The organism is Streptomyces sp. NPDC087844, assembly GCF_044742785.1.
In the GTDB taxonomy this organism is placed as follows: domain Bacteria; phylum Actinomycetota; class Actinomycetes; order Streptomycetales; family Streptomycetaceae; genus Streptomyces.
Map to the genome: position 1 here is coordinate 121834 of NZ_JBIUVD010000006.1, position 23947 is coordinate 145780.

At 70.4% G+C, this 23947-nt stretch carries 17 protein-coding genes and 2 pseudogenes; 10 read left to right on the top strand and 9 right to left on the bottom strand.

All coding sequences use genetic code 11. The features are described 5' to 3' along the window. Positions 1-22 precede the first annotated feature (22 nt). Complete coding sequence (locus ACIOKD_RS14585) at positions 23-1099, top strand: transcriptional regulator (RefSeq protein WP_402082954.1); 1077 nt, start codon at positions 23-25, stop codon at positions 1097-1099. Here the strand turns inward: ACIOKD_RS14585 and ACIOKD_RS14590 are convergent. Continuing rightward, on the bottom strand, positions 1014-2120 hold the full coding sequence (locus tag ACIOKD_RS14590) for an alkene reductase (protein WP_402082957.1): 1107 nt from the start codon (positions 2118-2120) through the stop codon (positions 1014-1016). The two genes, ACIOKD_RS14585 and ACIOKD_RS14590, sit on opposite strands and share 86 nt — an antisense overlap. 61 nt (positions 2121-2181) lie before the next feature. Between ACIOKD_RS14590 and ACIOKD_RS14595 the strand changes: the two genes are divergently transcribed. Beyond that, positions 2182-2607, top strand: coding sequence for a MerR family transcriptional regulator (locus ACIOKD_RS14595; protein ID WP_402082959.1), 426 nt, complete (start codon positions 2182-2184; stop codon positions 2605-2607). Positions 2608-2935: 328 nt separating this feature from the next. On the opposite strand, the pseudogene ACIOKD_RS14600 reads toward ACIOKD_RS14595, so the two are convergent. The 3 genes and pseudogenes from ACIOKD_RS14600 to ACIOKD_RS14610 form a co-directional block, all read right to left on the bottom strand. Continuing rightward, a pseudogene (locus ACIOKD_RS14600) lies at positions 2936-3803 on the bottom strand (IS5 family transposase); the annotation flags it as partial. Positions 3804-3909: 106 nt separating this feature from the next. After that, on the bottom strand, positions 3910-4338 hold the full coding sequence (locus tag ACIOKD_RS14605; RefSeq protein WP_402082962.1) for a RacP protein: 429 nt from the start codon (positions 4336-4338) through the stop codon (positions 3910-3912). Between the two features lie 2 nt (positions 4339-4340). After that, on the bottom strand, positions 4341-5351 hold the full coding sequence (locus ACIOKD_RS14610) for a DUF6192 family protein (RefSeq protein ID WP_402082964.1): 1011 nt from the start codon (positions 5349-5351) through the stop codon (positions 4341-4343). A gap of 520 nt (positions 5352-5871) precedes the next feature. On the opposite strand from ACIOKD_RS14610, the pseudogene ACIOKD_RS14615 reads away from it, so the two are divergent. Continuing rightward, positions 5872-6075 (top strand): annotated as a pseudogene (locus ACIOKD_RS14615) (transcriptional regulator); the annotation flags it as partial. Positions 6076-6084: 9 nt separating this feature from the next. Continuing rightward, on the top strand, positions 6085-6612 hold the full coding sequence (locus tag ACIOKD_RS14620) for a glutathione peroxidase (RefSeq protein WP_402082966.1): 528 nt from the start codon (positions 6085-6087) through the stop codon (positions 6610-6612). A 30-nt stretch (positions 6613-6642) separates the two neighbouring features. On the opposite strand, the gene ACIOKD_RS14625 is transcribed toward ACIOKD_RS14620, so the two are convergent. Both ACIOKD_RS14625 and ACIOKD_RS14630 read right to left on the bottom strand, forming a co-directional pair. Next, positions 6643-8733 carry an MFS transporter gene (locus tag ACIOKD_RS14625; protein ID WP_402082969.1) on the bottom strand — a complete coding sequence of 697 codons (2091 nt, stop codon included), beginning with the start codon at positions 8731-8733 and terminating at the stop codon, positions 6643-6645. 240 nt (positions 8734-8973) lie between these two features. After that, complete coding sequence (locus ACIOKD_RS14630; RefSeq protein WP_402082972.1) at positions 8974-11943, bottom strand: D-alanyl-D-alanine carboxypeptidase; 2970 nt, start codon at positions 11941-11943, stop codon at positions 8974-8976. A 194-nt stretch (positions 11944-12137) separates the two neighbouring features. Between ACIOKD_RS14630 and ACIOKD_RS14635 the strand changes: the two genes are divergently transcribed. From ACIOKD_RS14635 to ACIOKD_RS14650, 4 genes are all read left to right on the top strand, one after another. Next, positions 12138-12893: a GPP34 family phosphoprotein gene (locus tag ACIOKD_RS14635; protein ID WP_107015497.1), complete on the top strand. Its 756-nt coding sequence runs from the start codon at positions 12138-12140 to the stop codon at positions 12891-12893. Positions 12894-13377: 484 nt separating this feature from the next. Further along, positions 13378-14235 carry a helix-turn-helix transcriptional regulator gene (locus ACIOKD_RS14640; protein ID WP_055512597.1) on the top strand — a complete coding sequence of 286 codons (858 nt, stop codon included), beginning with the start codon at positions 13378-13380 and terminating at the stop codon, positions 14233-14235. 225 nt (positions 14236-14460) lie between these two features. Then, positions 14461-14661 carry a DUF397 domain-containing protein gene (locus ACIOKD_RS14645; RefSeq protein ID WP_402082976.1) on the top strand — a complete coding sequence of 67 codons (201 nt, stop codon included), beginning with the start codon at positions 14461-14463 and terminating at the stop codon, positions 14659-14661. Between the two features lie 443 nt (positions 14662-15104). After that, positions 15105-16280, top strand: a complete 1176-nt coding sequence (locus ACIOKD_RS14650) for an ADP-ribosylglycohydrolase family protein (RefSeq protein ID WP_402082978.1) — start codon at positions 15105-15107, stop codon at positions 16278-16280. Between the two features lie 121 nt (positions 16281-16401). Here ACIOKD_RS14650 and ACIOKD_RS14655 read toward each other — a convergent pair whose 3' ends face one another. After that, a complete protein-coding gene (locus ACIOKD_RS14655) occupies positions 16402-17967 on the bottom strand; it encodes a sodium:solute symporter family protein (RefSeq protein WP_402082981.1) in 1566 nt (521 codons plus the stop codon). A gap of 172 nt (positions 17968-18139) precedes the next feature. Continuing rightward, positions 18140-18925, bottom strand: coding sequence for an SDR family oxidoreductase (locus tag ACIOKD_RS14660; RefSeq protein ID WP_402082984.1), 786 nt, complete (start codon positions 18923-18925; stop codon positions 18140-18142). A 90-nt stretch (positions 18926-19015) separates the two neighbouring features. On the opposite strand from ACIOKD_RS14660, the gene ACIOKD_RS14665 reads away from it, so the two are divergent. Together ACIOKD_RS14665 and ACIOKD_RS14670 are read left to right on the top strand one after the other, a co-directional pair. Continuing rightward, positions 19016-19891: a hypothetical protein gene (locus tag ACIOKD_RS14665; protein ID WP_402082986.1), complete on the top strand. Its 876-nt coding sequence runs from the start codon at positions 19016-19018 to the stop codon at positions 19889-19891. 75 nt (positions 19892-19966) lie between these two features. Beyond that, positions 19967-20476, top strand: coding sequence for a DUF2165 domain-containing protein (locus ACIOKD_RS14670; protein WP_402082988.1), 510 nt, complete (start codon positions 19967-19969; stop codon positions 20474-20476). Positions 20477-20497: 21 nt separating this feature from the next. On the opposite strand, the gene ACIOKD_RS14675 is transcribed toward ACIOKD_RS14670, so the two are convergent. After that, the gene (locus ACIOKD_RS14675; RefSeq protein WP_402082991.1) at positions 20498-23872 is read right to left on the bottom strand and encodes a BREX system ATP-binding domain-containing protein; all 3375 of its coding nucleotides are present in this window, start codon (positions 23870-23872) and stop codon (positions 20498-20500) included. Positions 23873-23947 lie beyond the last annotated feature (75 nt).

The window sequence follows — 23947 nt, forward strand, 5'->3', positions numbered from 1 at the left end:
ACGACACGAGGAGGCTGCGGCGATGGGCTGGTGGCAGGTCAACGCCGACACCCTGGCCGGGAGCCGCTTCGTGCTCTCGCCGCTCGCCGAGACCTTCGCCTGTCTGAAGGCACTGCACGTCCGGAGCGCCGCGCATCCCGGCGAACGGGTCTGGCTGAACGCCCATCTGCCCCGCTACGCATGGCGGCTGGCGTCCGACCCCGTCACCTCCGCCCTCGTCCGGGCCGGGTTCGGACGCGAGTGGATCGCCGACTTCCTCACGCCCACCCCGCGCGGCGACGAGGACTTCGCCACGGAGGTCGCCCGGGTGCGCGGAGCCTCCCCCGAGGCAGCCCGCGCCCACCTCGCCGTCGCCCTGCGCGGGCCGCTGCCCGAGATCCTCCGGGACCGCGACGACCTTCCCGAACGCGCCGCCGATCTCCTCACCCACGTCTGGACCGAGGCCGTACGCCCCGACTGGCGCCGCCGCCGGCGCGTGCTCGAAGCGGATGTCGTGGCCCGCACCGCCCGGCTGAGCCAGGAGGGCTGGGCGGCCGCGCTCGGTTCGATGCGGCCGGGTATGCGCTGGCTCGGCGAGAACCGGCTGCAGGTCAATCTGCACGAGTACCCGCCTCGCGAGATCTCCGGCGCCCGGATCGTCTTCGTACCGGTGACTCCGCAACGGCACGGGTGGGTGTCGTGGGAGGAACCCCGGCAGCGCCCGCACCCCGAGACGACCCCGCACCGGTACGGGGTCGTGTACCCCTGCTCGGGCGTGCTGGCGCAGGCCCACCAGCACGAGTACTCGCCCTCCCCTGTCGCCGTTCCGGACAGTCTCACCCGGCTGCTCGGCGGCGCTCGGGCCCGCGTGCTCGTCCTCCTGGGGTCCCCCATGAGTGCCTGTGTTCAAAGTCCCGGTGTAGTTCCCCAGCTCAGGATTCGAACAGGCTGGTCTACGAGACGTTCACCGAGGTGCCCGCACGCCTGGGGCTGGAGCGGTTCTTCGTCCTTGGCGTTCGCCGACCAGACCCAAGTCAGTCGTGGGTGTGCATGGTGCGGTAGTCGGTGTAGCCGGTGGGTCCGCCGGTGTACATCGCGTACTTGGCGCGGACGGCGTTGATCGGGGCTCCGGTGCGGATGCGCTGGACGAGGTCGGGGTTGGCGAGGAATGGGCGGCCCAGTGCGATGAGGTCGGCGCCTGCGACCAGGAGGCGTTCGGCTGCTTCGCGTCCGCCGTCGGCGGGGATCTGGTCGGCGGGCAGGACCGGGTTGGCGATCAGAGTGCCGGTCCAGAGTTCACGCAGGCGGGCGAAGAGCGGCTGCTCTGGATTGGCGAAGGCGACGTGCAGGTAGGCCAGCCCCTTGCCCGCGTTGGCCTTCAGCAGGGCCGGGTAGAGGTCGTCGGCGTCGGTGTCGGCGATGCCGTTGACGGTGTTCCCGGGGGAGATGCGCAGGCCGGTGCGGTCCGCGCCGACCGCGTCGGCAACGGCGTCGACGACTTCGGTGGTGAAGCGGATGCGGTTGTCGATGCTGCCGCCGTAGGCGTCGGTGCGCTGGTTGGTGTTGGGCGCGAGGAACTGGTGGAGCAGGTAGCCGTTGGCGCTGTGGACCTCGACCCCGGCGAAGCCCGCGTCGACGGCGCGGCGGGCTGCGGCGGCGAAGTCGGCGATGGTCTGCCGGATGTCGTCGGACGTCATCTCGCGCGGGGTGACCGATTTCTGGAAGCCGGAAGGAGTGTAGATGGGCTCGGGCAGCGCGATCGGCGAAGGCGCGATCGGGGTGAGGCCGCTGTTGTCGGGGTGGCCGACGCGTCCGCCGTGCTGGATCTGCAGGAACATCGGGCCGCCGCCAGCGGCCTGGACGGTCTTGGTGACCTGGCGCCATCCGGCGGTGTGGGCTTCGGTGTGCAGCGCGGTGATGTTCGGATAGGTCTGGCCGACCGTGTTCGGGGTGGAAGCTTCCGCGATGATCGCCCCGGCCGTGGCGCGCTGGGCGTAATACTCGGCCATCAGCGGGGTGGGTGTGCCGTCGCTCTCAGCGCGGTTGCGGGTCATGGGGGCGATGACCAGGCGGTTCGCCAGCTCGTGGCGGCCGAGGCGGGCAGGGTCCAGGAGGGGGGAGGTCGTCGTTTCGTGCGTCATGTGTTTACCGTAGAAGTTGACACCAATGTGAGAATCAAGCGGAAACGATGTGATCTACGTCATGCGAATCGGTGAGCTGGCCCGGCTTCCGGGCGTCAGCGAGCGCTCGTTGCGCTACTACGAGCAGAAGGGCCTGCTGTCAGCCCAGCGCACCCCGGGCGGACACCGGGAGTACGCCGAGGCGGCGGTGGCCCGGGTGCAGCGAATCCAGGAACTGTACGCCGCCGGCCTGTGCAGCTCGAAGATCTCCAAGCTGCTGCCCTGCATGCGCGACAGCGACGGCGGCCCGGCCGAGACGGCCGACGAGTTCCTCGTGAGCGAGCTGACGGTGGAGCGGGCTCGCATCGACCGCATGATCGAGGACCTGCAACGCTCCCGCAGCCTGCTGGACACCGTCATCGACAGCGCCGCCGCGCCGCGCCAGAAAAAGCAGCAGGAGACGAGCCCGGCTTCGCGGTCCGGCCTCCGACCTGTGGCATGGCAATAGGCTGAACTTGACAGAAAAGTCGTCGCTGACGACCTCGCGCAGCCCGTCAAGGGACAGGTGATCTCCGGCGGTGGGCCAGCCCAAGGTACTTCTTTGCCCAGGTCACGAGCTGTCCGGCGAGATCGGCAGGGCACTGGGGTTGTTTGACGACGCTGGGATCCTCGTCCGCCAGTCCGCCGCTTTGCTCTCGGGGCTGCCCGCTGCCGATCGTGCGGCTGGGTGACGGCTGGTCTCGCGGGTGCGGATTGCCCGGTGGAGCCGTCGTGGTGGTGCGACAATCAGGCTGGCTATAAAGCCCGGTGACCTCTTGGTGGGACTGCTGACCGTCAGTGCCGAGACGATCAGTCGCGTTGGGCCTCGCGGGAGGGCGGCTGTCCGCTCCTGCGGGAGTTTCGGCGGGTGATTCGCCTGGTCATAAGGGTGATCGCGGCCCATGTGATCAGTGATTCCGAGTGCTGGATGAGCCGTTCGTAGTCGCGCGCATGCCGGCGCGCGTGCATGACCCAGGCGTGTGAGCGTTCGACGACCCAACGCCGCGGCAGGACGACGAACCCGGGGGTGTTCTTGGGGCGGCTGACGGTCTTGATCGTCAGGTTCAGGTAGGTCTTCGCCCAGGTCACGAGCTGTCCGGCATAGGCGGAGTCGGCCCAGATGATGGTGATCTCGGGGTGCATCAGTCGTAGCCGGAACAGCACTTCCTTTGCCGCGTTGCGGTCGGTCATGTCAGCCGGGGTGACCATGACGAACAGCGGCAGTCCCTTGGTGTCCACGACCAGGTGCCGCTTGCGGCCGTTGATTTTCTTGCCCGCGTCGTAGCCGCGCGAGTCCTTCCCTACGGTGTCGGCGGCCTTTACCGACTGGGAGTCGATGACGGTGGCGACCGCGCCGGGCGCCCGGCCCATCTCGCGGCGGATGCGCTTGCGGAGCTGGTCACGGATCTGTCCGATGACGCCGGCAGCCGCCCAGCGGGCCATGAATCCGTAGCAGGTCCGCCAGGGCGGGAAGTCTCTGGGCAGGGCCCGCCACTTGCAGCCGGTGTCGACGACGTACCGAATCGCGTCGACGATCTCGCGGCGAGGATGCTTCTCCGGGCGCCCGCCCTTGGGCAACTCGCAAGCCGGGGTGGGCAGCAGCGGTTCGAGCAGGACCCATTCGTCGTTGAAGGTGTCCGAGGGATAGCAGCGGGGCCGCGGCAACGGCCTCTCCTCCCTCAAGACAGGGTGGGGGGGGGGGGGGGGGGGGCGCGCCCCCCCCCCCCCCCGGGGGGGGGGGGGGGGCGGCCCCCCCCCCCCCCCCCACCGGTCAGGCGTCGGTGAAGTCGGCGATCACATCGAGCGTGGACTCGACCGAGTTGAGCTGGGTGTTCAGGTGCTTGATCCACCGGCCCTTGGGCTGGAGAGCGGCGTGCGGGGCGACGACCCCGGTGATGAAGCGGCGGATCTCGGTGAGCTTGCCGCGGATGACCGCGACCTCGTATGCCTGGAGTTCGGCGAGGTCGGCGCAAAACTTGTAGCCGTCCGGCCGGGTCCAGATCAGCGGCGGCCAGCCGCGTTCGGTGATGGTGTCCCGCAGGCAGGCCAGGCCCGAGCGGGTCTGATGGGGCGACAGCTCGCCGGCTCTGACCAGCTGGACGAAGGTCAGACCGGCGGGACGTGCCTCGAACAGTACGAACCGGACGGTGTCGGCGTGGCGCTGGGCGGCTGCCGATCTGCGCTCGGAGGCGCGCGGCACGGTTACTCGCCTTGCAGGAGCTTGGCCAGCTCACCGTCGACGTCGACCTTGCCGGTGTCGACGGCCGTCTCGATCCAGTCAAGAGTCGCCCGCACCCGGGCGACGTTCTCGTGCACGATCACGCGTTCGTCGTCGCCGAGCTGGCGGTCACGCATGCCCGGAACGACCCGGCCGGCGGCCGCGACGAAGGAGTGGCAGGCGGTGACCAGGTCCAGGAACTCCACCGACCGGTCGATGTTGCGGATCGCCGGGGCGACGGGGCTGGTGTCCTCGAAGTGCTCGCGGGCCTGTCGGCCCCGCTCGACCTGGGCGTGGTTGACCTGGTGGCGGGCGGTGTCGTCGGACATGGCCCGGAAGGCGACGTCCGGGCGCCGTAGCAGACCTGTGGTCACCTTCGCGGCGACGTGTTCGTCGCGGGTCAGCTCCTCGACGACCCGGACTTTGTCCTCCTGATTGACCTGGGCGACCACCGCTGGCCGCCGCAACAGGTCGCTGGTGACGGTGGCCGCGACCTCCTCGTCGGTGGCCAGGGTGTGGATCGCGCTGATCTTCTCCTGCGGAGTGACCGGGCGCTCGACCTGTCGGCCGACTCTCCGGTTCGCCTCGTCCGGCGTCCAACGGGCCTTGCCCTTGGGTGGGCTGGTGATCGCGTTGAACCGTTCCTCGTCGTCCGTGAGCGACGCCAGGATTTGGTGGACGGTGAAGGACACTCCCGAGATCCGACGGTCCTTCGGCCACTTCGACGCGGTCCACCGGGCCTTGTCCACCATCGCGTAGGACAGCCCGATGTCCTCGGCCAGGCAAAACAGCGAGTCCTTGACCGTGAACAGCCCGTCGCTCCGCTCCTGGCCGCCGGACTCGCGCATCGGCTCCACTTCCAGCGCGTAGTCGCCGATCGTGAACTGGATCCGGCTGGCGGTCTCCACCAGTTTCCGCAGCTCGGCCACGATCTCCGCGTACCGGTTCGCACTGACACAGCCGACCTTGTCGGCGATCTCTATCTCTTCGGGCATGGCATCCACCACCCACCGCAAGGCCGGGGCACGTCCCCGAGGCCGTGACAAGACCCGGCCCGCATCTGAGAACGAGAGTCAGACTATAAATCCTATGATCACAATGAATGACCGAAAGTGACCAGAATCTGATCGAAGGCGCGGTTCGGATGCGTTCGCGATGCGGTCACTGTGACCGTTCGCCGAACGTTTCCTTCCGAGCCCGCCAGGCCCTCGTGACGCACCGCCGCGAGCAGTACACGGCGTTCGAACGCCGGTCCACCCCGGCCACCCAAGCAGCCCCGCACTGAGGGCACTTGGCCCGACCGACCCCGCTCAACTTCGCGGCCACCCGCTTGCGCAGCCGACGGCTCCGACGCCACTGCCTGGAACGACATGCCGCCGAGCAATACACGGCCGCGGACTGTGCTTCCGGCCTCAGCCGTTCACTGCAGCCCGCACACACCCGCTCTCCGGCTTGCCCGGCACCCTCGGACACCCTGCCAGCCTAGGCCCCAAAACTACTCAAAACCCAGGATCGGAAACAGGCACGAGTACGAGCCAGCTGGTCGCCGTCACCGGGCAGGGCCTCGGATCCGTCGGCCGCCATCTGAAACTGCTGCTCGACTCCCGCCTGGTGGGGCGGCGGCGCTCGGGGCGGTCGGTCCTCTACTACCGGACGGCTGAGGGTGATGTGCTCGTCGGGGCGCAGGGTGCCGATCCGGGGCCGGCGGAGCGGAGCTAGCATCCGCTCATGACTACTGACAACGCCTCCGCCTCCTCTGCCGCCTCCGGTGCCTCCGTTCTCGACGTCGGCATCGATGCGCTGCAGGGCGGTTCCGCGGATCTCGGCCAGTACAGGGGCCAGGCCGTGCTCATCGTCAACGTGGCGTCCAAGTGCGGGCTCACCCCGCAGTACGCGGGCCTGGAGCGGCTGCACGAGCGGTACGCGGCGCAGGGCTTCACCGTGCTCGGGGTGCCGTGCAACCAGTTCATGGGCCAGGAGCCCGGCTCCTCCGAGGAGATCGCGGAGTTCTGCTCGGCGACGTACGGCGTGACCTTCCCGATGACCGAGAAGGTCGACGTGAACGGGGACGCGCGCCACAGCCTCTACGAGCGGCTCACCGGCTTCGCGGACGGCGAGGGGCACACCGGCGACATCCGCTGGAACTTCGAGAAGTTCCTGATCGGCCGGGACGGCACGGTGGTCGCGCGCTTCTCCCCGCAGACCGAGCCGGAGTCCGCCGAGCTCGTGTCGGCGGTCGAGGCCCAGCTCGGCTGACGCCTACCGCTCGCCCCCGCCGACTGACCCCTATCCCTCGCTCCCCCGGACCTCTTCGCGCAGCTCCTCGGGGCACCCCGTGCCCCGGGGCAGCTGATAGGGCGCCGCCAGACGGTACGTACCGGCCCTGGGCGCCAGCAGCTCCGTCCACTGATCGCCCTGGGCGTCCTCTTCCGTCTCCATCAGGCAGCCGTTGACGTTGTCGTACGTCTTCGGCGCCCCGTCATCTCGCTGCTTGGACTCCTCGGTCTCCTGCGGGGGCTTCACGCTCTTGCCCTCCGCGTCGACGAGCCCGAGCCACGGCGAGTACGGGATCCGGACGAGCACCCGCCCCGCCCGCTTCACCTCCAGCGTCAGCTCTCCCTGCTCGGCACGGTCGACGACCGCGGGCGGGTCGGCCATCGGCATGGGGTCCGTGACCTCGAAGAGCTGCCAGTTGGCGTCGCCCCAGACCTGCTTCAGGTACGGCATCCCGCGCTGGACCAGTTCGCGCTCGCGCTCGCCGCCGTCGCCGTCGGGCTCGCCCTTGGGGACGACGACGTAGTGGACGGCCCAGCGCCGCAGCCACTCGTGGTAGTTCGCGGAGTTGAGGGTGTCGTCGTAGAAGAGGGGGTTGCGCTCCATGTCGGCCTGCCGGTTCCAGCCGCGGGCGAGGTTGACGTACGGGGCGAGGGCGGACGCCTCGCGGTGGGAGCGGGCCGGTACGACCTCGACGCGGCCCTTCTCGGCGCCGGCCACCTGGAGCTGGTTGACGAGGGGGGCCAGTTCGCGGGCCCAGGACGCGGCGGGGGTCGTGTGCACGATGTCGTCGACGGCCTTGAAGGCGATCCAGCCGTTCACGGTCGCGAAGGCCAGCAGGATCGCGTACCACTTGCGCGAGCGCGGCGCCGTGAAGGGCAGCGCGGCGATCAGTGTGACCCCGCCCAGCAGCATCGGCAGCCGGCTGATGTTCGAGCCGATCTGCGAGCTGATCAGCCAGACGAGGACGACGGCCAGGCCGTACACCGCCGAGGTGATCCGGACCGTCTTCCACTCCTTGGGGACGAGGAAGAAGGCGCAGGCCGCGGTCGCGAACGGCAGCAGGACCGACCCGAACATCATCGGCTGCGTACCGGAGAACGGGAACATCAGGGCCGAGACGCCCACGACCGCGGCGGGCGCGAGACCCAGCGCCCACGCTCCCGGGCGGCGTTTCTGCAGGAACAGCGCGACGGCCACGAAGCCGACGAAGAGGCCGGCCACCGGGGACGCGGCGGTCGCCGCCGCGGCGAGGGGGGCGGCGCACAGGGCCTTGGCCCAGCGCTTGTAGCGCCAGCGGTACGGCCAGCAGAAGACGACCGCTGCCGCGCCGAGCGCGAAGACCATGCCGAGGCCGAAGGTCACGCGGCCCGAGATCGCGTTGCACAGGAGCGCGAACACTCCGGCGGCCGCCGCGGCCACGGGGTTCCGTACGGCCCGGCTGCGCATCAGCACCAGCATGAGCAGTCCGGCGGAGAGCGTCCCCGCGATCATCATCGTCGTCCGCACACCGAGCACGGCCATCAGGTACGGGGACACCACGCTGTACGACACCGGGTGCATGCCGCCGTACCAGGCGAGGTTGTACGCGGACCCGGGGTTCCGCCCCACGAACTCCGCCCACGCGTCCTGCGCCGCGAGGTCGCCCCCACTGTTCGCGAACGTGAAGAACCAGATGATGTGGAGGACGCCGGAGAGGGCCGTGGCGAGGACCGCGGGATGCCGGACGAAGCGGTGCAGGCGGGTGCCGTCACGGCCACCGGCTCCGGGGTCGTCGTCCGGGTCGTCGTCCGGGTCCATGTCCGGTCCGTCGCCCGGGTCGGCATCCGGTCCGTCGCCCGGGTCGGTATCGGGGGCCGGGTGGGAGTCGGCGCCCCGTCCGGCATCGGGGGCGGCGTCGGGCGCGGCGTCCGTGTCGGGGATCGGCTCGGCGGCAGGAGCCGGTTCGGTAGCGGTGTCCGGCCCGGACTCCTCATCCCGTCCAGCGTGAGTGTTCTCGGCCGTGCCGGAGCTCTCGGCGTGCCGTGTGCGCACGCTTATTCGCGGGCCGGCCCCTCGGCTCGGCTCGGCGTCGTCGGCTTGCGTCGGCTCCGCTGTCGCCACGTGCTGGCACTCCCGTGTCCCGTTGTTCCACTCTCGGCCGGGCCCCGCGGCGGACGGCCTGCCCCATCCTGGCGACGCTAGCACGCACCCCGCCGTGGAGCTCCTGGGTGGTGCTCCGTCGGCGGGGTGCGGTCGGTTCTTCTGCTTGCCGGTTCCTCGGTTTGCTTGTCGGGGCTTCGGTTTGTTTGTCGGGTCTTCGGTCATTTATGGGCGTACGCCCTCGTGAAGGCGTACGTCCCGTCAGCCGACCCGGGTCAGCTTGGCGCCGAATCCCGGTTCGGTGAGATCCGACTGGAGCGCGACCGGAACATCGACCGCGTCGCCCGTCGTACCGTCACCGACGCTCAGCGAGCCGACCTTGGTTCCCGCCTTCGCCTCGTGCGGGATGGCCGTGCCGCCCTCGTCCAGCTTCAGCTTGACCGTCTGTCCGGCCCAGCCCACCGCGGAGACGTCCTTGGTGGCGACGACCGGTACCCGGCCGCCGAGCCCGTCGTCCACGTACCCCACGACGTCACCCTTCTTCAGGATCTTCCGCGAGGTCAGCGCCTCCTGGGCGGCGATCATCGCCGTCTTGCTGACCGCGTTGACCGTGTCGATGATCGGCGGTGTGTGCTGGCCGAGGATCGCGCCGACGACGATGACGTTCTCACCGCCGACCTCCTGGGTGGCGGCGAAGAGCAGGTTGCCGCCCGCCTTGGTGGTGGAGCCGGTCTTGATGCCGATGGCGTTGTTGTACGGCACGAGGCGGTTGTAGTTGTCCCACTTCTTGCCGGACGGGTCCACCCAGGTCGGCAGCTTGGTGATGTCGACCAGCGCCTTGATGTCCACGAGCTCGTTGCCGAGCTTCACCTGGTCCTCGGCGGTGGAGACGGTGGTCTCCTTCAGCCCCGAGGGGTCGGTGTACTTCGTGTTCTTCATGCCCAGGTCCTTGGCGGCGGCGTTCATCTTCTCGACGAACTTCGCCTCGGAACCGGCGTCCCAACGGGCCAGCAGCCGCGCGATGTTGTTCGCGGACGGGATCATGATGGCCGCGATGGCGTCCTTCTCGGTGAGGGTGTCGCCCTCCTTGACGGTGTTGAGGGTCGACTCGCCCTGCGCGTCGAAGCCGCCCTCCGTCTCCGCCTTCTTGTCGACGGGGATCTTCGCGCCGTCCGCGCCGGCCTTCAGCGGGTGCTCCTTGAGGATCACGTAGGCCGTCATGGCCTTGGCGACCGAGCCGATCGCGACGGGCTTCTGCTCCCCGAACGAGTCGACCGTGCCGATGCCGTTGACGTCCATCCAGCCCTGACCCTCCTCGGGCCACGACAGGGAGACCTTGCTGCCCTCGAAGGCGTACGTCTCGTCGGCGGTCAGCGCGAGGGTGGGGGCCGGCAGCGGACGTACGGCCTGTACGACTGCAAACACGACGATCAGCAGGAGGACCAGCGGCGTCCAGATCTTGACCCGGCGCACGATGGTCCGGACCGGGGTCTGGCGGGGCGGCGGGGTGTTCGTCAGCTCCGCCAGCAGGTCCAGCGGGGGCCTCGGCGGGAGGGGCTGCTGAGTCGTCCGCTCGGGGCCGGCCTGCGGGGCGGCGGCGGGCGCGGCGGCCGACGGCGCCGAGGACGGGACGGGCGGCCCCGGTGGCGGGACGGCGGGCCTCGCCTTCGGCGGGGCGGGCTCGTCGAGCGGCTTGAGCGCGACGAACTTGCTGGTGCGCTCGGCCGGGGCTTCGCCCTTTGCCCCGGCTGCCGGCTCACCCCCGCCCTTCGGTTCGCCGCCCTTGTCCGACTTGGCGGGCTTGCCCGGTCCGGCGTCCGGCTTGGCGTCGCCCAGTTTGAGCATGGTGGTGGGCTGATCGACGGCGGGCGGCCGCTTGAAGATCGCGGTCGCCTGGTCGACGGGGGGCTCGTTGCCCTCGTCGGAGGCGGCCGGCTTCGCGGCGGAACCCGACTTGGCCGCGGTGCCGGACTTGCCTGCGGAGTCCGACTTCGCCGCGGAACCTGACTCGCCTCCGGAATCCGCGTGCGCCGCGGATTCCGGCTTCGCCGGGAGGCCGACCGACGCCGCTGCGCCACCCGACTCCCCCGCCGACGCCGAGCCGGCCACGGGATCCGGCGCCGCCGCAGAGTCCGGCTTCGCCGCGACGCCCGACTTCCCCGCGGGCTTCAGCGCCGCCGCGGAGTCCGGCGTTGCCGTGGAGTCTGGCTTACCTGTGGCGTTCGACTTGCCGTCTGCGCCTGCGCCCGCGTCGGCGTCGGCCACGGGATCCGGCGCCGCCGCGGGATCCGCGTCAGCCTCGGGTCCCGGCGCCGCCGCGGAGGCCGTGTCGGGGCCGGAGTCCGGGTCCGTGCCGGCGGCGGGAACTCCGCCGGTGGGGGCTTGCGCCCTGGGGTCGTCCGCCTTGCGCTGGGCGTCGGCGCCCGCGTCAGCCTTCGAACCGGCCTTCGCGTCGGCGACGTTTCCGTCGTTCTCGGCGTTCCCGGCCACCTCGCCGGAGGCGGAGATTCCGCTCCTGGGCGGGGTGTCGGCCTCCGAGGAGGCACCCGCCGCCTCAACCGCGTCCTCCGAGCCGAAGTCGCGGTCGGAGTCGGAGTCGGCCTTCGGGTCGGACCCGGCGCCGGCGTCCGGGTCATCCCCGGTCGACCCGCCGCCCGTACCCGTACCCGTACCCGTACCCGCGTCGGCGTCGGCGTCGGCGTCGGCGTCGGCGTCGGCGCTCCGGCTTTCGCCGGCGCCCGCGCCCTCGTCCGCGCCCTCGTCCGCGCCCTCCGGCGCACCCCGATCCGCTCCCGCGCCCGCAGAAGCGCCCTCAGGCGCCTCCTCGTCCGCTGTGGCGGCCCAGGCCGCCACGGCGGACCGGAGTCGCGCGTCGCCGCCTCCGGTGCCCTTCCCGGCGCCCTCGGCGGAGCTCTCCGGCTCCGCAGAACCGTCACTCCCCTGGGAACTCCCGGCAGCCGGCTCCGCCTTCTCCTCCGCGTCCGCGGAACCCGCGGACGCGGAACCCGCCGCCTCCGCGGAGCGCTTCGTCGAGAACACCGCGGTGGCCGTGTCCACCCGGGCAGCCGCAGTCACGGCCTCCCGCGCGACCGCCAGCCGCGGATCCGGAACCGGAACCTTGCTCCCCGACGTCGGTTCTGCCAACGACTCGTGCTGCTTCGACCTGTCGGGGGACTCGCCCGCCACCGATGCCTCCTCCGTGCGCCACACACCGTGCGCCCAACCGAACATGAACCCGTTAAACAGTGCACACGCGGCCCGGACACTCGTGTCCGAACCATCTACCAGTGTCCTGTGTGAGGGATTGACCCCTGCGGTAGACGAGAACGACATATCTACTGGTTCCATTACGAACCGGTCACGTGCTCTCGACAGACCAATGTGAGAGGGGTCACCCTGTCATTCATCCACGCGGGGAGGCATGGATGGGCAGGAGCCGCAGAACACTTCCGGAGGAGCTTCTGTTGCTGGCGTTGGACCCGACCACGGGTACCACCGCACAGCCGCAGTCGCTCGACCTCGGTCTGGCCGGAGCACAGCTAGTGGAGCTGGCGCTGGCCGGACGGATAGCCCCAGACGGGGATCGTATCGCCGTGGTGGCACCACGGCCGACCGGAGATCCGACCTTGGACTGTGCGCTGGAACTACTCCGCAGGCGGGGTGCTCCAGTACGCGCTGTGAACTGGATCGGCGGGCCCCGACTGGGGTTGCGCCAGACATATCTCTCGCATCTGGAGCGATGCGGCATGGTCCATGCCGTGGCGGGCCAGATGTGCGGGGTGCTTCCGACGACTCGCTACCAGGCGACGGACACGGAAATCAGCCGGGAGATCAGGGCCCGGCTGGACAGCGCGATCCGCACCGGCGTCCCGCCGGACCCGCGGACCGCCGCTCTGGCCGCACTGGCGCATGCCGTCGGCCTGGGCAAGCACCTCTACCCGGGGAACGAAGGGCGTTCGTCGCGCTCCCGACTCCGGGACCTGATCAGGCACGACCCCATGGGCGGACTCGTGGCGCACGCCGTGATGGACGTCCAGAACGGAGTGGCCGCACAGCCACGCCGCAGCCCGGCACCGACCGGCCGTCAGGCCGCCCCCGGAGCCAGGCCCGCACCGGAGCCCGCCAGGGGCGTCCCGATGCAACCGCACCGCAGTTCGATGGCACGTGCCGTGGCCCACTGAGTCACCGGTCCACGGCACGCACCCACCGACACAACCGCAGCACCGCAGTCCCCGAAGTACCGCTGTATCCGCTGTATCCGCTGTATTCGCGGAACCCGCAGCAACTCCGCAGCAACTCCGCATCAAGCACCGTGCACCACGCCTCGCGCGTCACGCACGTCAGCGCCGCACCGCAGTCCCCTTGACCCGGTTCGGGAGCCGCTGGGCCGCGCGGGGCGACAGGCCGTACGTCCGGACGAGGACACGGCCCGCCGCCCCGCGCGTCCGCATGTCCCCGTATCCGCGTGTCCCTGAACACGTAGGCCCATGGTCGCTTGTCGTCATATCCACTGCCAGGTGGCGACAGGTGGCGCGGGGTGGCGACAAGTGGCGCGTACGCACCGCATATCCGCTGTTTCATAGCGGTGGCAAGCACCTTGGTGGCAATCTGCTCAACAGCAGATACGCAAAGTACAGGCAGTCCGCAGCCGGAGGTGCACGTCCCGTGGCGTCCAACGTCAATCCCACCGTCAGGCGACGCCGGTTGGGCCAGGAGCTGCGAAGGCTCCGGGAGCTCAAGGGCATGACGGCCGAAGAGGTGGCCGAGCGGCTGCTCGTCTCGCAGTCGAAGATCAGCCGCCTGGAGAACGGGCGGCGCAGCATCAGCCAGCGCGACGTCCGCGATCTGTGCGGGGTGTACGAGGTCGAGGACGTCCGGATCGTCGACTCGCTGATGCAAATGGCCAAGGACTCGCGCCAGCAGGGCTGGTGGCACTCCTTCGGCGACATCCCGTACAGCGTCTACATCGGTCTGGAGACCGACGCGGCGAGCCTGCGCGTGTACGACCCGCTGGTCGTGCCGGGCCTGCTGCAGACCCGGCCGTACGCCGAGTCGCTGATCCAGGGCGCTCTGCCGGAGGCGGCGGCCGGCGACATCGACAAGCGCGTACAGGTGCGGTTGCGGCGACAGGAACGTATCTCCGACCTGGAGAACCCGCTGCGGCTGTGGGCCGTCCTCGACGAGGCGGCGCTGCGCAGGACCGTCGGCAACAAGCAGGTGATGATCGAGCAGTTGGAGCATCTCGTCGAGATGTCGCACGTGCCGCACGTGACAGTTCAGGTCATCCCGTTCGCGATGGGTGCCCATCCGGGGGTCAGCGGCCAGTACGCCATCCTCGAATTCCCCGACGCGGCCGACTCCAGCGTGGTCTACATCGAGGGTGTCACCAGCGATCTGTACCTGGAGAAGGCGAACGACGTCCAGAAATACAGCGTCATGTACGAGCATCTGCGGGCACAGGCACTCAACGCGGACCAGTCGCGGGAGTTCATCGCGGACGTCGCGAAGGACTACGCGCACTGAGGTAAGCCGGAGGGCGGCGGGAAGGTACACCCTCCTCCTATCCCGGCGGAAGACTCAGCTGGCATATGTCACCCGAACGAGTGAATAGTCGCTTCGCACGCCGATGTTGGCGAGTAGCGTCGATCACGCCAAGGGGGAACAACCTTGGCGCAATCCGAACCGTGGGTTCCGGAAGGAACCCACAACTCGGTGACAGCTACTCAGCAACCGGCCACCGGAGTGAACATGGCAATCCAGCAAGGCGTCACGGACACGTGGACGAAGTCCTCGTACTCGCAGGGAAACGGCGCGTGCGTCGAGGTCAAGTCCCCCGTCACGGCGGCCATGGCCGTCCGCGACTCGAAGGTCACCGAAGGGCCCGCCCTGGCCTTCCCGGCGGAGTCCTGGAACGCGTTCGTGGCAGAAGTGAGCCGGGGCACCGTCTGACAACGACGGAGACCTCGCACAGCACGTCCACACCCGCTTCACCCGTGTCATCCGCTTCCGAAGAAACAACTTCATTAACAACCGCATCAACAGCTGCGTCAACAACCGCATACGCAACGTGTGAAAGAGCCCTCTCGACTGGCCCGCCGTCCTGGCCGAGGGGGCTCGGCGCTGTCCGCACCCGTCCCGAAGATCCTCCCGCAATTGTGCGCATGCTGCGCAGGTATCGCGTATGAAAGTCGTCGTCATTCGCGTGGATCTTCATTTCCCGGTGGCTCCGCGTCGGCCGGCCGACGGAAACGCGTGCCGATCGCTGACAAACACACTCAGTCGGCTCACTGTTCGCATACCGATACGGCTTTCAACCGAACGTTCCCGTTCGATTACAGTGCTGAGTTGTCGGCCGTACGGACGGAAACGGATCGGGATCTCGGGAGGCCTCGGTGGGTGCGACAGCCGGTGCCGTCTGGGGCCGTGCCGAACAGCAGGATTTCCGCAGCCGGGTGCGTGGCACGCTCCTCGGCGCGGCCGTGGGCGACACGCTCGGCTCGCCCGTCGGTGACCTCTCGATGGAGCAGATCCGCGCTGCGCACGGCGCGGAGGGCCTCACCGATCTGGCCCACGGGTACGGCAGACGCGGGGCCGTCTCCCATCTCACGCAGCTGACCCTGTTCTCCATCGACGGACTGATAAGGGCCCAGGTCCGCCGGGACACCGGTGCCTGGCATCCGCCGACGGATCTGCACCGGGCGTATCTGCGATGGGCCTCCACCCAGCGCGACTGGGGCCCGGACGAGCGGCGCAAGGAGGACGGGTGGCTGGCCCGCGAGGAGTGGCTGTACGCCCGCCGTGATCCGGCGCGCGCCTGTCTGCTGGGCCTCGGCGACGCGACGATGGGCACCCTGGACGCGCCCAAGAACCCCGACCAGCGGGGCGTCGAGGCCGCGACCCGCTCCGCGCCGTTCGGACTTCTCGTCGGCTGGGAGCCGCAGCTCGTCATGCAGCTCGCGGTGGAGTGCGCGGCGCAGACGCACGGCCACCCGCTCTCCTACCTGTCGGCGGGCGCGTACGCCGTCGTCGTACACGGTCTCGCGCGCGGTGAGAGCCTCGACACGGCCGTCCAGCGGGCGTTGCAGCTGCTGGCACCGCGACCGGGGCAGCAACCGGTGGCCGAGGCGCTGCAGCGGGCGCTGGGGGCCGTACGGCAGGGCATGCCGTCCCCGTCCCGGGTCGAGGACCTGGCCGGGGAAGGCACCGCCGAGGGCCTGCTCTCGGTGGCCGTGTACTGCGCCCTGGTCGGCGAGGACACCCGGCACGGGCTGTGCCTGTCGGTGAACCACGGTGGCGCTTCGGGTGCCACCGGCGCTCTCACCGGCGCGCTGCTCGGTGCCCTGCACGGCGAGACGGCCCTGCCGCCGTCCTGGCTGGCCGAGCTGGAGGGCCGCCCCACCATGCTCGTCCTCGCCGACGACTTCGCGATGGAGATGACCCAGGGCCCGGCCCTGCACGGCCCGGCGGGCTCCTCCCCCGGCTGGCTGGCCCGCTACCCGCGTGGCTACGCGGCCCTCTCCGGCACGGGCGCCACCCTGGTCCCGGCGGGCCTGACCGCCCGACGCTGACCGCACGGCGCGTGTGTACGGCGCGTATGTACGGCGCGTACGTACGACAGTGAGGGTGGCCGCTCGTCAGGAAGCGGCCACCCTCACATCCGTACATACGTGCCGTGCGCGCGGTTCAGCGCTAGTCCTTGGCCGGGACTCCCACCGCGTCGTCCGCCGGTCCGGCGGGGGTTTGTACCGCCGCGGCGGCGGACCCGCCGTCATCGCTGTTGATCTTCGCGATGAGCGCGTCCCGTTCCGGGGTGTCCTCCGGCTTCACGTATCCGATGAGGATGTAGAGGACGAGCGACACCGCGAGCGGGATCGACACCTGGTACTGGAGCGGTACCCCGCCGTCGACGTTCCAGCTGATCGGGTAGTTGACCAGCCAGAAGGTGACGAGGCCGACGCCCCAGCTGATCAGCGCGGCCGTCGGACCGCTCTTGCGGAACCACGGGAGCAGGCCCAGCATCAGCGGGATCGCGATCGGGCCCATCAGACCGGCCACCCACTTGATGACGACGGTGATGATGTCGCCGAAGAAGGCGGAGTTGACCTGGGTGGCGATGGCCATCGACAGACCGAGGAAGAGCAGCGTCGACCAGCGTGCGGCCAGCAGCCCCATCCGGGTGTCCCATTCGCGCGCCTTGCGGGAGACCGCGGGCATGATGTCGCGGGTGACGACGGCCGCGATGGCGTTGGCGTCCGAGGAGCACATCGCCATCGTGTGGGAGAAGAACCCGACGATGACCAGACCCAGCAGCCCGTGCGGCAGCAGGTGTTCGGCCATCAGCGCGTACGAATCGGCCGGTACGTCGGTCTTGATGATCAGCGGCGCGACCCACATGGGGAAGAACAGCACCAGCGGCCAGATCAGCCAGAGCGCGGCGGACAGGGTGGCCGAGCGCGTGGCGGACTTCGCGGAGTCCGTGGCCATGTAGCGCTGGGCCTGGTTCCACATGCCGCCGTTGTACTCGAAGGTCTTGATGAAGAGGTACGCGATCAGGAAGACCATCATGTACGGGCCGGCCAGCGGCTTGGTGTGCCCGTCCAGGGCGGGCTCGTCCCAGACGCTCCACAGGGTGCTGAAGCCGTTCAGTTCGGCCATGACGGCGACGAGCATCGCGATGCCGGCGACGAACTGGATGATGAACTGGCCGAGTTCGGTCAGCGCGTCCGCCCAGAGTCCGCCGACCGTGCAGTAGATGGCGGTCACGAAGCCGGTGATGAGGATGCCCATGTTGAGCGAGACACCGGTGAAGACGGACAGCAGGGTCGCGATGGCGGCCCACTTGGCGCCCACGTCCACGATCTTCAGCAGGACGCCGGACCAGGCGAGCGCCTGCTGGGTGGGCAGGTTGTAGCGGTTCTTCAGGTACTCCAGCGGCGACGCCACATGGAGCCGTGAGCGCACCCGGTTGAGCCTGGGCGCGAACGTCTTCGCACCGATCGCGACACCGATGGCGATGGGGAAGGACCAGGTGACATAGGAAGTGACGCCGTACGTGTAGGCGATGGCCGCGTACCCCGTGAACATGACCGCGCTGTAGCCGGACATGTGGTGCGAGATGCCCGACAGCCACCACGGCATCTTGCCGCCGGCCGTGAAGAAGTCGCTGACGTTGTCGACCCGTTTGTGGGACCAGACACCGATCGCGACCATCACGCCGAAGTAGCCGATGAGCACGGCCCAGTCGAGACCGTTCATATGCCTTCTCCCAGGATCGTCAGGGTCGTGAAGCGCCCGCTCATCGTGGGTTCGATGGCATGACTCCGACAACAGCCCGTGCAGTCAAAGGGAGGTAAAATAGTTCTGCTTACTGACCTCGGTTCATGTTCCTGAACATTTTCGACGGGTCCCCGAACCGGACATGCGGGCTCTATCGCATCAACTCCCCTGCGTTGACCAGCAGCGACTGCCCTGTGATCGCCCGCGCCCGGTCCGAGGCCAGAAACACCGCGGCGTCCGCCACGTCCGAGTCCGTGGCCAGCTCGGGCAGCGCCATCCGCGAGGTCAGCCGCTCCAGCACCTCAGCCTCCGGTACACCCTCGGTGTACGCCGTGAACTGCACGTACGCCTCCACCGGCGGACCCCACATCCAGCCAGGCAGCACGGTGTTCACCCGGATGCGGTCCGGTCCGAGCTCCCGCGCCATGGAGTACATCGCACTGGTCAGCGCGCCCTTCGAGGCCGCGTACGCCGCCTGTCGCACCTGGGAAGGGGCGGCGACGGACGACTGCGTGCCGATGACGACCACGGATCCGCCGCGCTCCTTCAGCGCGGGCAGACAGGCGCGGGTCATCCGCAGTGTGCCGAGCAGGTTCACGTCGAGCACGGCCTGCCAGGTGGTGAAGTCCGCGTCCTGGAGGCCGCCGAAGTAGCTGTCCCAGGCGGCCACGTGCACGACCGCGTCGAGCCGCCCGAACCGCTCACGGGCCAGCGCCGCGAGCGCGTCGCACTGCCCCTCGTCGGTGATGTCGGTGGCCCGGTACGCCGTGTGCGCGCCGTCCGGGTCGAGTTCGGTGGCGGTCTTGGCGAGGTTCGCCTCGGTGCGCGCCCCGAGCACGGCGTTCCCGCCGTCCCGCACGACGGCCGCCGCGACCTGATGACCGAGCCCGGCCCCGACCCCCGACACGACGACGGTCCTGCCCCGGAGCAGTGACATTACGGGCCTCCCGGCTCTGGCGGTACACCTGACGGTCCGTCAGAGTAGGGGCGTCCGGAGGAGGAAGGAAGAGGGAGGAAGGGGAGCGCCATGCCCGATGAGACGCCCGGCGGCCCGGCTGCCCACACGGCTGCCGGCACGCGTGGCGAGGTGTACGGGGAGCTGGCCGCCGTCGGCCCGTACGGGGTGCGTCCCGGCCATGCCCTGATCACGATGGTCGAGCCGCATCCGGGCCACGAGTACGCGTACAACCGCTGGTACGAGGACGACCACTACTACGCGGGCGCGATGGCGATGCCCTGGATGTACGCGGGGCGGCGGTGGGTGGCGACCCGCGATCTCCAGCTTCTGCGCCATCCGGAGAAGTCGGCGGTCGCGCAGCCGGTCACCGCCGGCTGCTACCTCTCGACGTACTGGGTCACGGAGGGCCGCCACGACGACCACATGAAGTGGACCGTGGGCATCAACAAGCGGCTGAACAGGGACGGCCGGGTCTACCAGGACCGTACGCACGTCTTCACCGCGTTCCAGGACCACGAGGCGACGGTGTACCGGGACGGGGCCGCCGGGCCGCGCGACTTCCACGCACTGGACCACCCGTACCGGGGTCTGGTGCTCCAGGTCGTCGACGCCGGGTCCGCCTCCGGGCGGGCCGGGTTGCTGGAGTGGCTGCGCTCCCGGCATCTGCCGAAACGGCTCGCCGGCTCCCCCGCCGCCATGGTCACGATCTTCCGGCCGACCCCGCTGCCCGGCGACCGTATGACGTACGTGAAACAGGTCGAGGGTGTCGATACGCGGCTGACACTGCTGTGGTTCCTGGAGGCGGATCCGCGGGAGTGCTGGGAGGAGTACTTCACCGGGCTGGAGGCCCCGGTGGCCGAGAGCGGGCTGGGGCGGGTGGAGTTGGTGGCGCCTTTCATTCCGACGGTGCCGGGGACGGACCGGTACGTCGACCGGCTGCGGTGATCCGTCGGCCGTACCCGGCATACACGTCGATGTCCCGTCGTTGACCAACACACGTATCGACGAGGGGACTTGAGAATGGCGGCAGCACGCGCGCTTCCGATCACCGCGACCCTGCTCACCGGCACGGTCGCGCTCTACATCACGCTCGTGGCGTTCGGGAACATCACCGACTTCGGCACCAACCAGCAGTTCGTCCAGCACGTCCTGGCCATGGACACCACCTTCAAGGACGACGACCTGATGTGGCGGGCCGTCGAGTCCAAGGGGCTCCAGAACGCCGCGTACGTCGCGATCATCGTGTGGGAGACGGTCGCCGCGCTCGTCCTGATCCTGGGCACGTTCCAGTGGCTGCGGCGCGATGCGCCGCGCGCCCGGCGGACCTCCACCATCGGGCTGTTGATGCTGATGCTGCTCTTCGGCGCCGGGTTCCTCGCCATCGGTGGCGAGTGGTTCGCGATGTGGCAGTCGGAGGACTGGAACGGGCTGGACGCGGCGATGCGGGTGTTTCTGTTGAGCGGGGTCGTGCTGGTCGTCATCCACCTTCCCGTGGACCGGGTGCCGGAGGCCGACGTCCAGCCCCGGTGACAGGCCCCGGTTCGGCGGTTGTCATTGCTCGTGGCGGGACTGGATCTCGTCGCGGGTTCTCGTTGTCCGTGCCAGGAGGCGGGTGACACGGGGGCGGTCGGCCCCGGGGCTGGTCAGGAGGTTGGTGAGGATGAGGGTGAGGTTGGCCAGGTCGTCCCAGTCGGGGGGCAGGGCCAGGACCTCGGCCAGGCCCTGGTCCGCGGCCGTCCAGTCGGCCAGCGCGCAGCCGAGGAAGCAGCGGGCCTGCGCGCGTTCCAGTTCGCCCAGCGCACTGTCCGCCTCGTCCGGTTCGGTGTCGGCGCGCACCAGGGCCGCCAGTTCCCGCCAGAGCGGTTCGGCGGCTGTCAGTCCCTCTGACCGGCTGACGGTCATCGCCAGTTCGAAGGTGCCGGGGATCGGCTCGGTCGCGCGCACCCGCTCGGCCACGAGGCGGGCCTGGGACCACTGCCCGGAGTGCCGGTGCAGCTCGCAGCGCAGGTCGTCCAGGTCGTCCGGGGCGTCGTCGGTCCTCCGCGCCCGGTCCGCGTCGGCCAGCCGTGCGGACGCCTCGTCCCAGCGGCCGCACTGTGTCAGCAGTTCGACGGCCGCGCGGCGCGCCCAGGCCGCGCCCTGCGACGCCGGTTCCAGGGCGGCGCAGCGGTCCAGGTCGGCGAGGGCCTGCTCGGTCCGTCCGGTCGCCAGGCCGACTCGCGCACGTGTGGCGTACGACCATCCGTCGTCCGGGCTCAGCGTCAGGGCGCGGTCCAGACACCGGCGGGCCTCTTCGTACTCCTTCATGAGGAGGTGGGTGCCGCCGAGGCCGGCCAGCGCGGGGTGGTCGTCCGGGCTCCGTTCCAGTACGCGGCGGAAGACGGCGACCGCTTCCTCGTAACGGCCCTCCTTGCGGTACTCCACGGCCAGTTCGTGACTGATCCAGTCGCCGTCCACAGCCGTCGCGACGGCCCGCTCCAGATACGCGAACATGGCCTCCCGGTCGCCGAGTTCGTCCTTCACACGGGCCGTCATCACCAGCGCCCACGCGTAGTCGGGCCGCAGTTCGACGGCTCGGCCGAAGTCGGCCAGCCCTTCCTCGTAGCGGCCCAGGTCGCACAGGGCCGCGCCACGGCTCGCGAGGGCGGAGGCGTAGTCGGGTTTCACGGAGAGGGCGCGGGTCAGTTCGGCGACGGCCTCCTCGGGGCGGCCGGCGAGCCGGTAGGCGTCCCCCCGTTCCGAGGCGACCCAGGCCGCGTCGGGTGCGACGCGGACCGCCCGGTCGAAGTCGGCGAACGCCTCGTCCGGTTCACCTCTGGTGCGGCGAAGGCGGGCCCTGCGCACCAGCGCCCAGGGGTTGTCCTCCTCGATGCTCAGCGCCCGGTCGAAGTCGGCGAGCGCCTCGTCGTACCGCCCGAGTGCGTGCCGGCACACGGCTCTGCCGGTCAGCGGTTCGGCGTCGGCCGGGGCGAGGGCGACGGCACGGTCGAAGTCGGCGACGGCTTCCTCGAAGCGGCCCGCCAGCCGGTAGGTCTCCGCACGCCCGGCGATGATCCACCCGGTGCCGGGGGCCAGTTCGTCCGCCCGGTCGAGTGCGGCCAGTGCCGCCGGGAAGTCGTCCAGCAGTTGGTGGGTGTAGCCGCGGCCGTAGTGGGCCCAGGCGAGCCGGGGATCGAGTTCCAGGGCCCGGTCGTACTCGTCCAGGGCCTGCCGGTGCTCGCCGCCGTGGCGCAGTTCCCTGCCCCGCAGTGTGTGCGCGAGAGCCCGGCCGGCCGTGTCCGGGCCTGGCCGGGCCAGGAGCAGGGCCATCGCCCTGGCGACCGGGGCCGTGTCGTCGTCGAGCGCCTCGCCCAGCCGCGCGCCCCACTCGGTGAGGTCGGTGTTGTCCGTGTCGTGGCCCGCGTCCTCCAGCATCCGCGCCCAGCCGCGGCCGACGACGGCGTCCTCGCGGCAGGCCTCGACCAGCGCCCGCAGCGCCGCGGCGAGTGCCGCGGGAGGGCGCGCGCAGAGCAGGTGGTAGGTCTCCTCCAGGCGCAGTTCGCGCCACTCCTCGTCGACCCACAGGTTCTCGGCCTCCCGCCCGGCCTCGGCCTCGGTCCGCCAGCCTGCGAACGCCTCGGCCAGCCGTCGGTGCCGTGCGGCCCACTCCCGCGGGGACCGGCGGCGCTCCAGCCGCAGCATCGGAGCGCGTACGACGTCGTGGTACTGCACCCGGGCCCCGCGCTCACCGACGAACGGCAGCCCGGTCAACCAGTCGTACAGCTGGTCCAACGCGTCCGGATCGCTGTCCGGGCGGTGGACCAGGGCCCGGAACACGTCCGCGTCCAGGCGCCGGGGCAGCGCGCAGATCCGGGCGACCTGGCGGCGGGCGTCGTCGGTCTCCCACTGCAGGAAGCGTTTGACGGCGGTGGCGCTGGGGTCGCCCACGTCGTCCGGGTCGCCGGGGCGGGCCTCCGCGAGCGTGGACACGAGGACGGGCAGGCCACCGGTGAGGCGCAGCACCTCCTTCACGACCGGTTCGGCGACGACCCCCTTCCCGGTGAGGAGCCCGCGCGACTCGGACTCGGTGAACGGTGCCAGCGACACGTCCGCCACGGAGCCCACGCCGCTCCAGCGGGCGGTGTCCAGGGGGCGCTGGCCCGCGGTGACCACCACGACGGTGGCGGGCAGTCCGTTGTCCGCCTCGTGGCGCGTGACCATGTCGTGCAGCCACGGGTCGAGGAACGGCCCGGTCCTTTCGTACGTGTCGAAGAACAGGACGACCGAGGCGGTCGGGGAGGCACTCGCTCGCAGTTCGCGCAGCAGGACCGGTGTGAGCACCTTCTCCGGGGACAGCACCAGGTCGATGTCGTCGGGGTTGCGGAAGCGGGCGCTCAGGCCGGTGCGCAGGCGGTCCGCGTGCTGGGCGAGCAGGTCGGCGGGGAGGGCACCGGTGAAGAGGCCGGCGCCCGGTACGACGGCCTCGAAGGCTGCGACGCCGAGCCCGACGGCGGCCCGGCTGCCGGCCGAGGGGCCCGGGGGTGCCCCCGGCTCCGGCGCGAGCGCCGCGAGGGCGGCGGCCTCCGCCTCGTGCCGCCGCTCCCGGTACACGGCCAGCCGCCGTTCCAACTCCTTCAACCGCCGCCCCTGCTCGGCGAACTGCCGTCCTACCTCGGCCATCGCCTCGGGCACGCTCCCGGCGCGCTCGTCGACGTAAGCCGTCAGCGCGCCGCGCTCGCGCGCGAGGTGCCGCAGCTCCTGGACGAGGAAGGTCTTCCCGACTCCGGCGGTCCCGTGCACATGGAAGCGGAAGCGGCGCCGGGCGTCCCCGACCGGAAGGTCGAGGTTCGCCAGGAACGCGGCCCGCTCACCGTCCCGGCCGACGAACCCGGCCCGGTTGCCCCGCTGGATCAACTCCTGCCACGACGCTCCCGCCGTCCACACCACGATCCCGCCTCCACCCCGCTGCGGCCCACGCCCGACCCGCGTCCGGCTCCCAGTGTGGATCAACTCGGGCCCGAC

Bases quoted from the DNA above. Each gene is read 5' to 3' on its own strand.
- ACIOKD_RS14595 (WP_402082959.1), top strand. From the start codon at position 2,182: ATGCGAATCGGTGAGCTGGCCCGGCTTCCGGGCGTCAGCGAGCGCTCG.
- ACIOKD_RS14670 (WP_402082988.1), top strand. From the start codon at position 19,967: ATGGCGGCAGCACGCGCGCTTCCGATCACCGCGACCCTGCTCACCGGC.
- ACIOKD_RS14620 (WP_402082966.1), top strand. From the start codon at position 6,085: ATGACTACTGACAACGCCTCCGCCTCCTCTGCCGCCTCCGGTGCCTCC.
- ACIOKD_RS14635 (WP_107015497.1), top strand. From the start codon at position 12,138: ATGGGCAGGAGCCGCAGAACACTTCCGGAGGAGCTTCTGTTGCTGGCG.
- ACIOKD_RS14645 (WP_402082976.1), top strand. From the start codon at position 14,461: ATGGCAATCCAGCAAGGCGTCACGGACACGTGGACGAAGTCCTCGTAC.
- ACIOKD_RS14630 (WP_402082972.1), bottom strand. From the start codon at position 11,943: ATGTTCGGTTGGGCGCACGGTGTGTGGCGCACGGAGGAGGCATCGGTG.
- ACIOKD_RS14585 (WP_402082954.1), top strand. From the start codon at position 23: ATGGGCTGGTGGCAGGTCAACGCCGACACCCTGGCCGGGAGCCGCTTC.
- ACIOKD_RS14655 (WP_402082981.1), bottom strand. From the start codon at position 17,967: ATGAACGGTCTCGACTGGGCCGTGCTCATCGGCTACTTCGGCGTGATG.
- ACIOKD_RS14665 (WP_402082986.1), top strand. From the start codon at position 19,016: ATGCCCGATGAGACGCCCGGCGGCCCGGCTGCCCACACGGCTGCCGGC.
- ACIOKD_RS14660 (WP_402082984.1), bottom strand. From the start codon at position 18,925: ATGTCACTGCTCCGGGGCAGGACCGTCGTCGTGTCGGGGGTCGGGGCC.
- ACIOKD_RS14610 (WP_402082964.1), bottom strand. From the start codon at position 5,351: ATGCCCGAAGAGATAGAGATCGCCGACAAGGTCGGCTGTGTCAGTGCG.
- ACIOKD_RS14590 (WP_402082957.1), bottom strand. From the start codon at position 2,120: ATGACGCACGAAACGACGACCTCCCCCCTCCTGGACCCTGCCCGCCTC.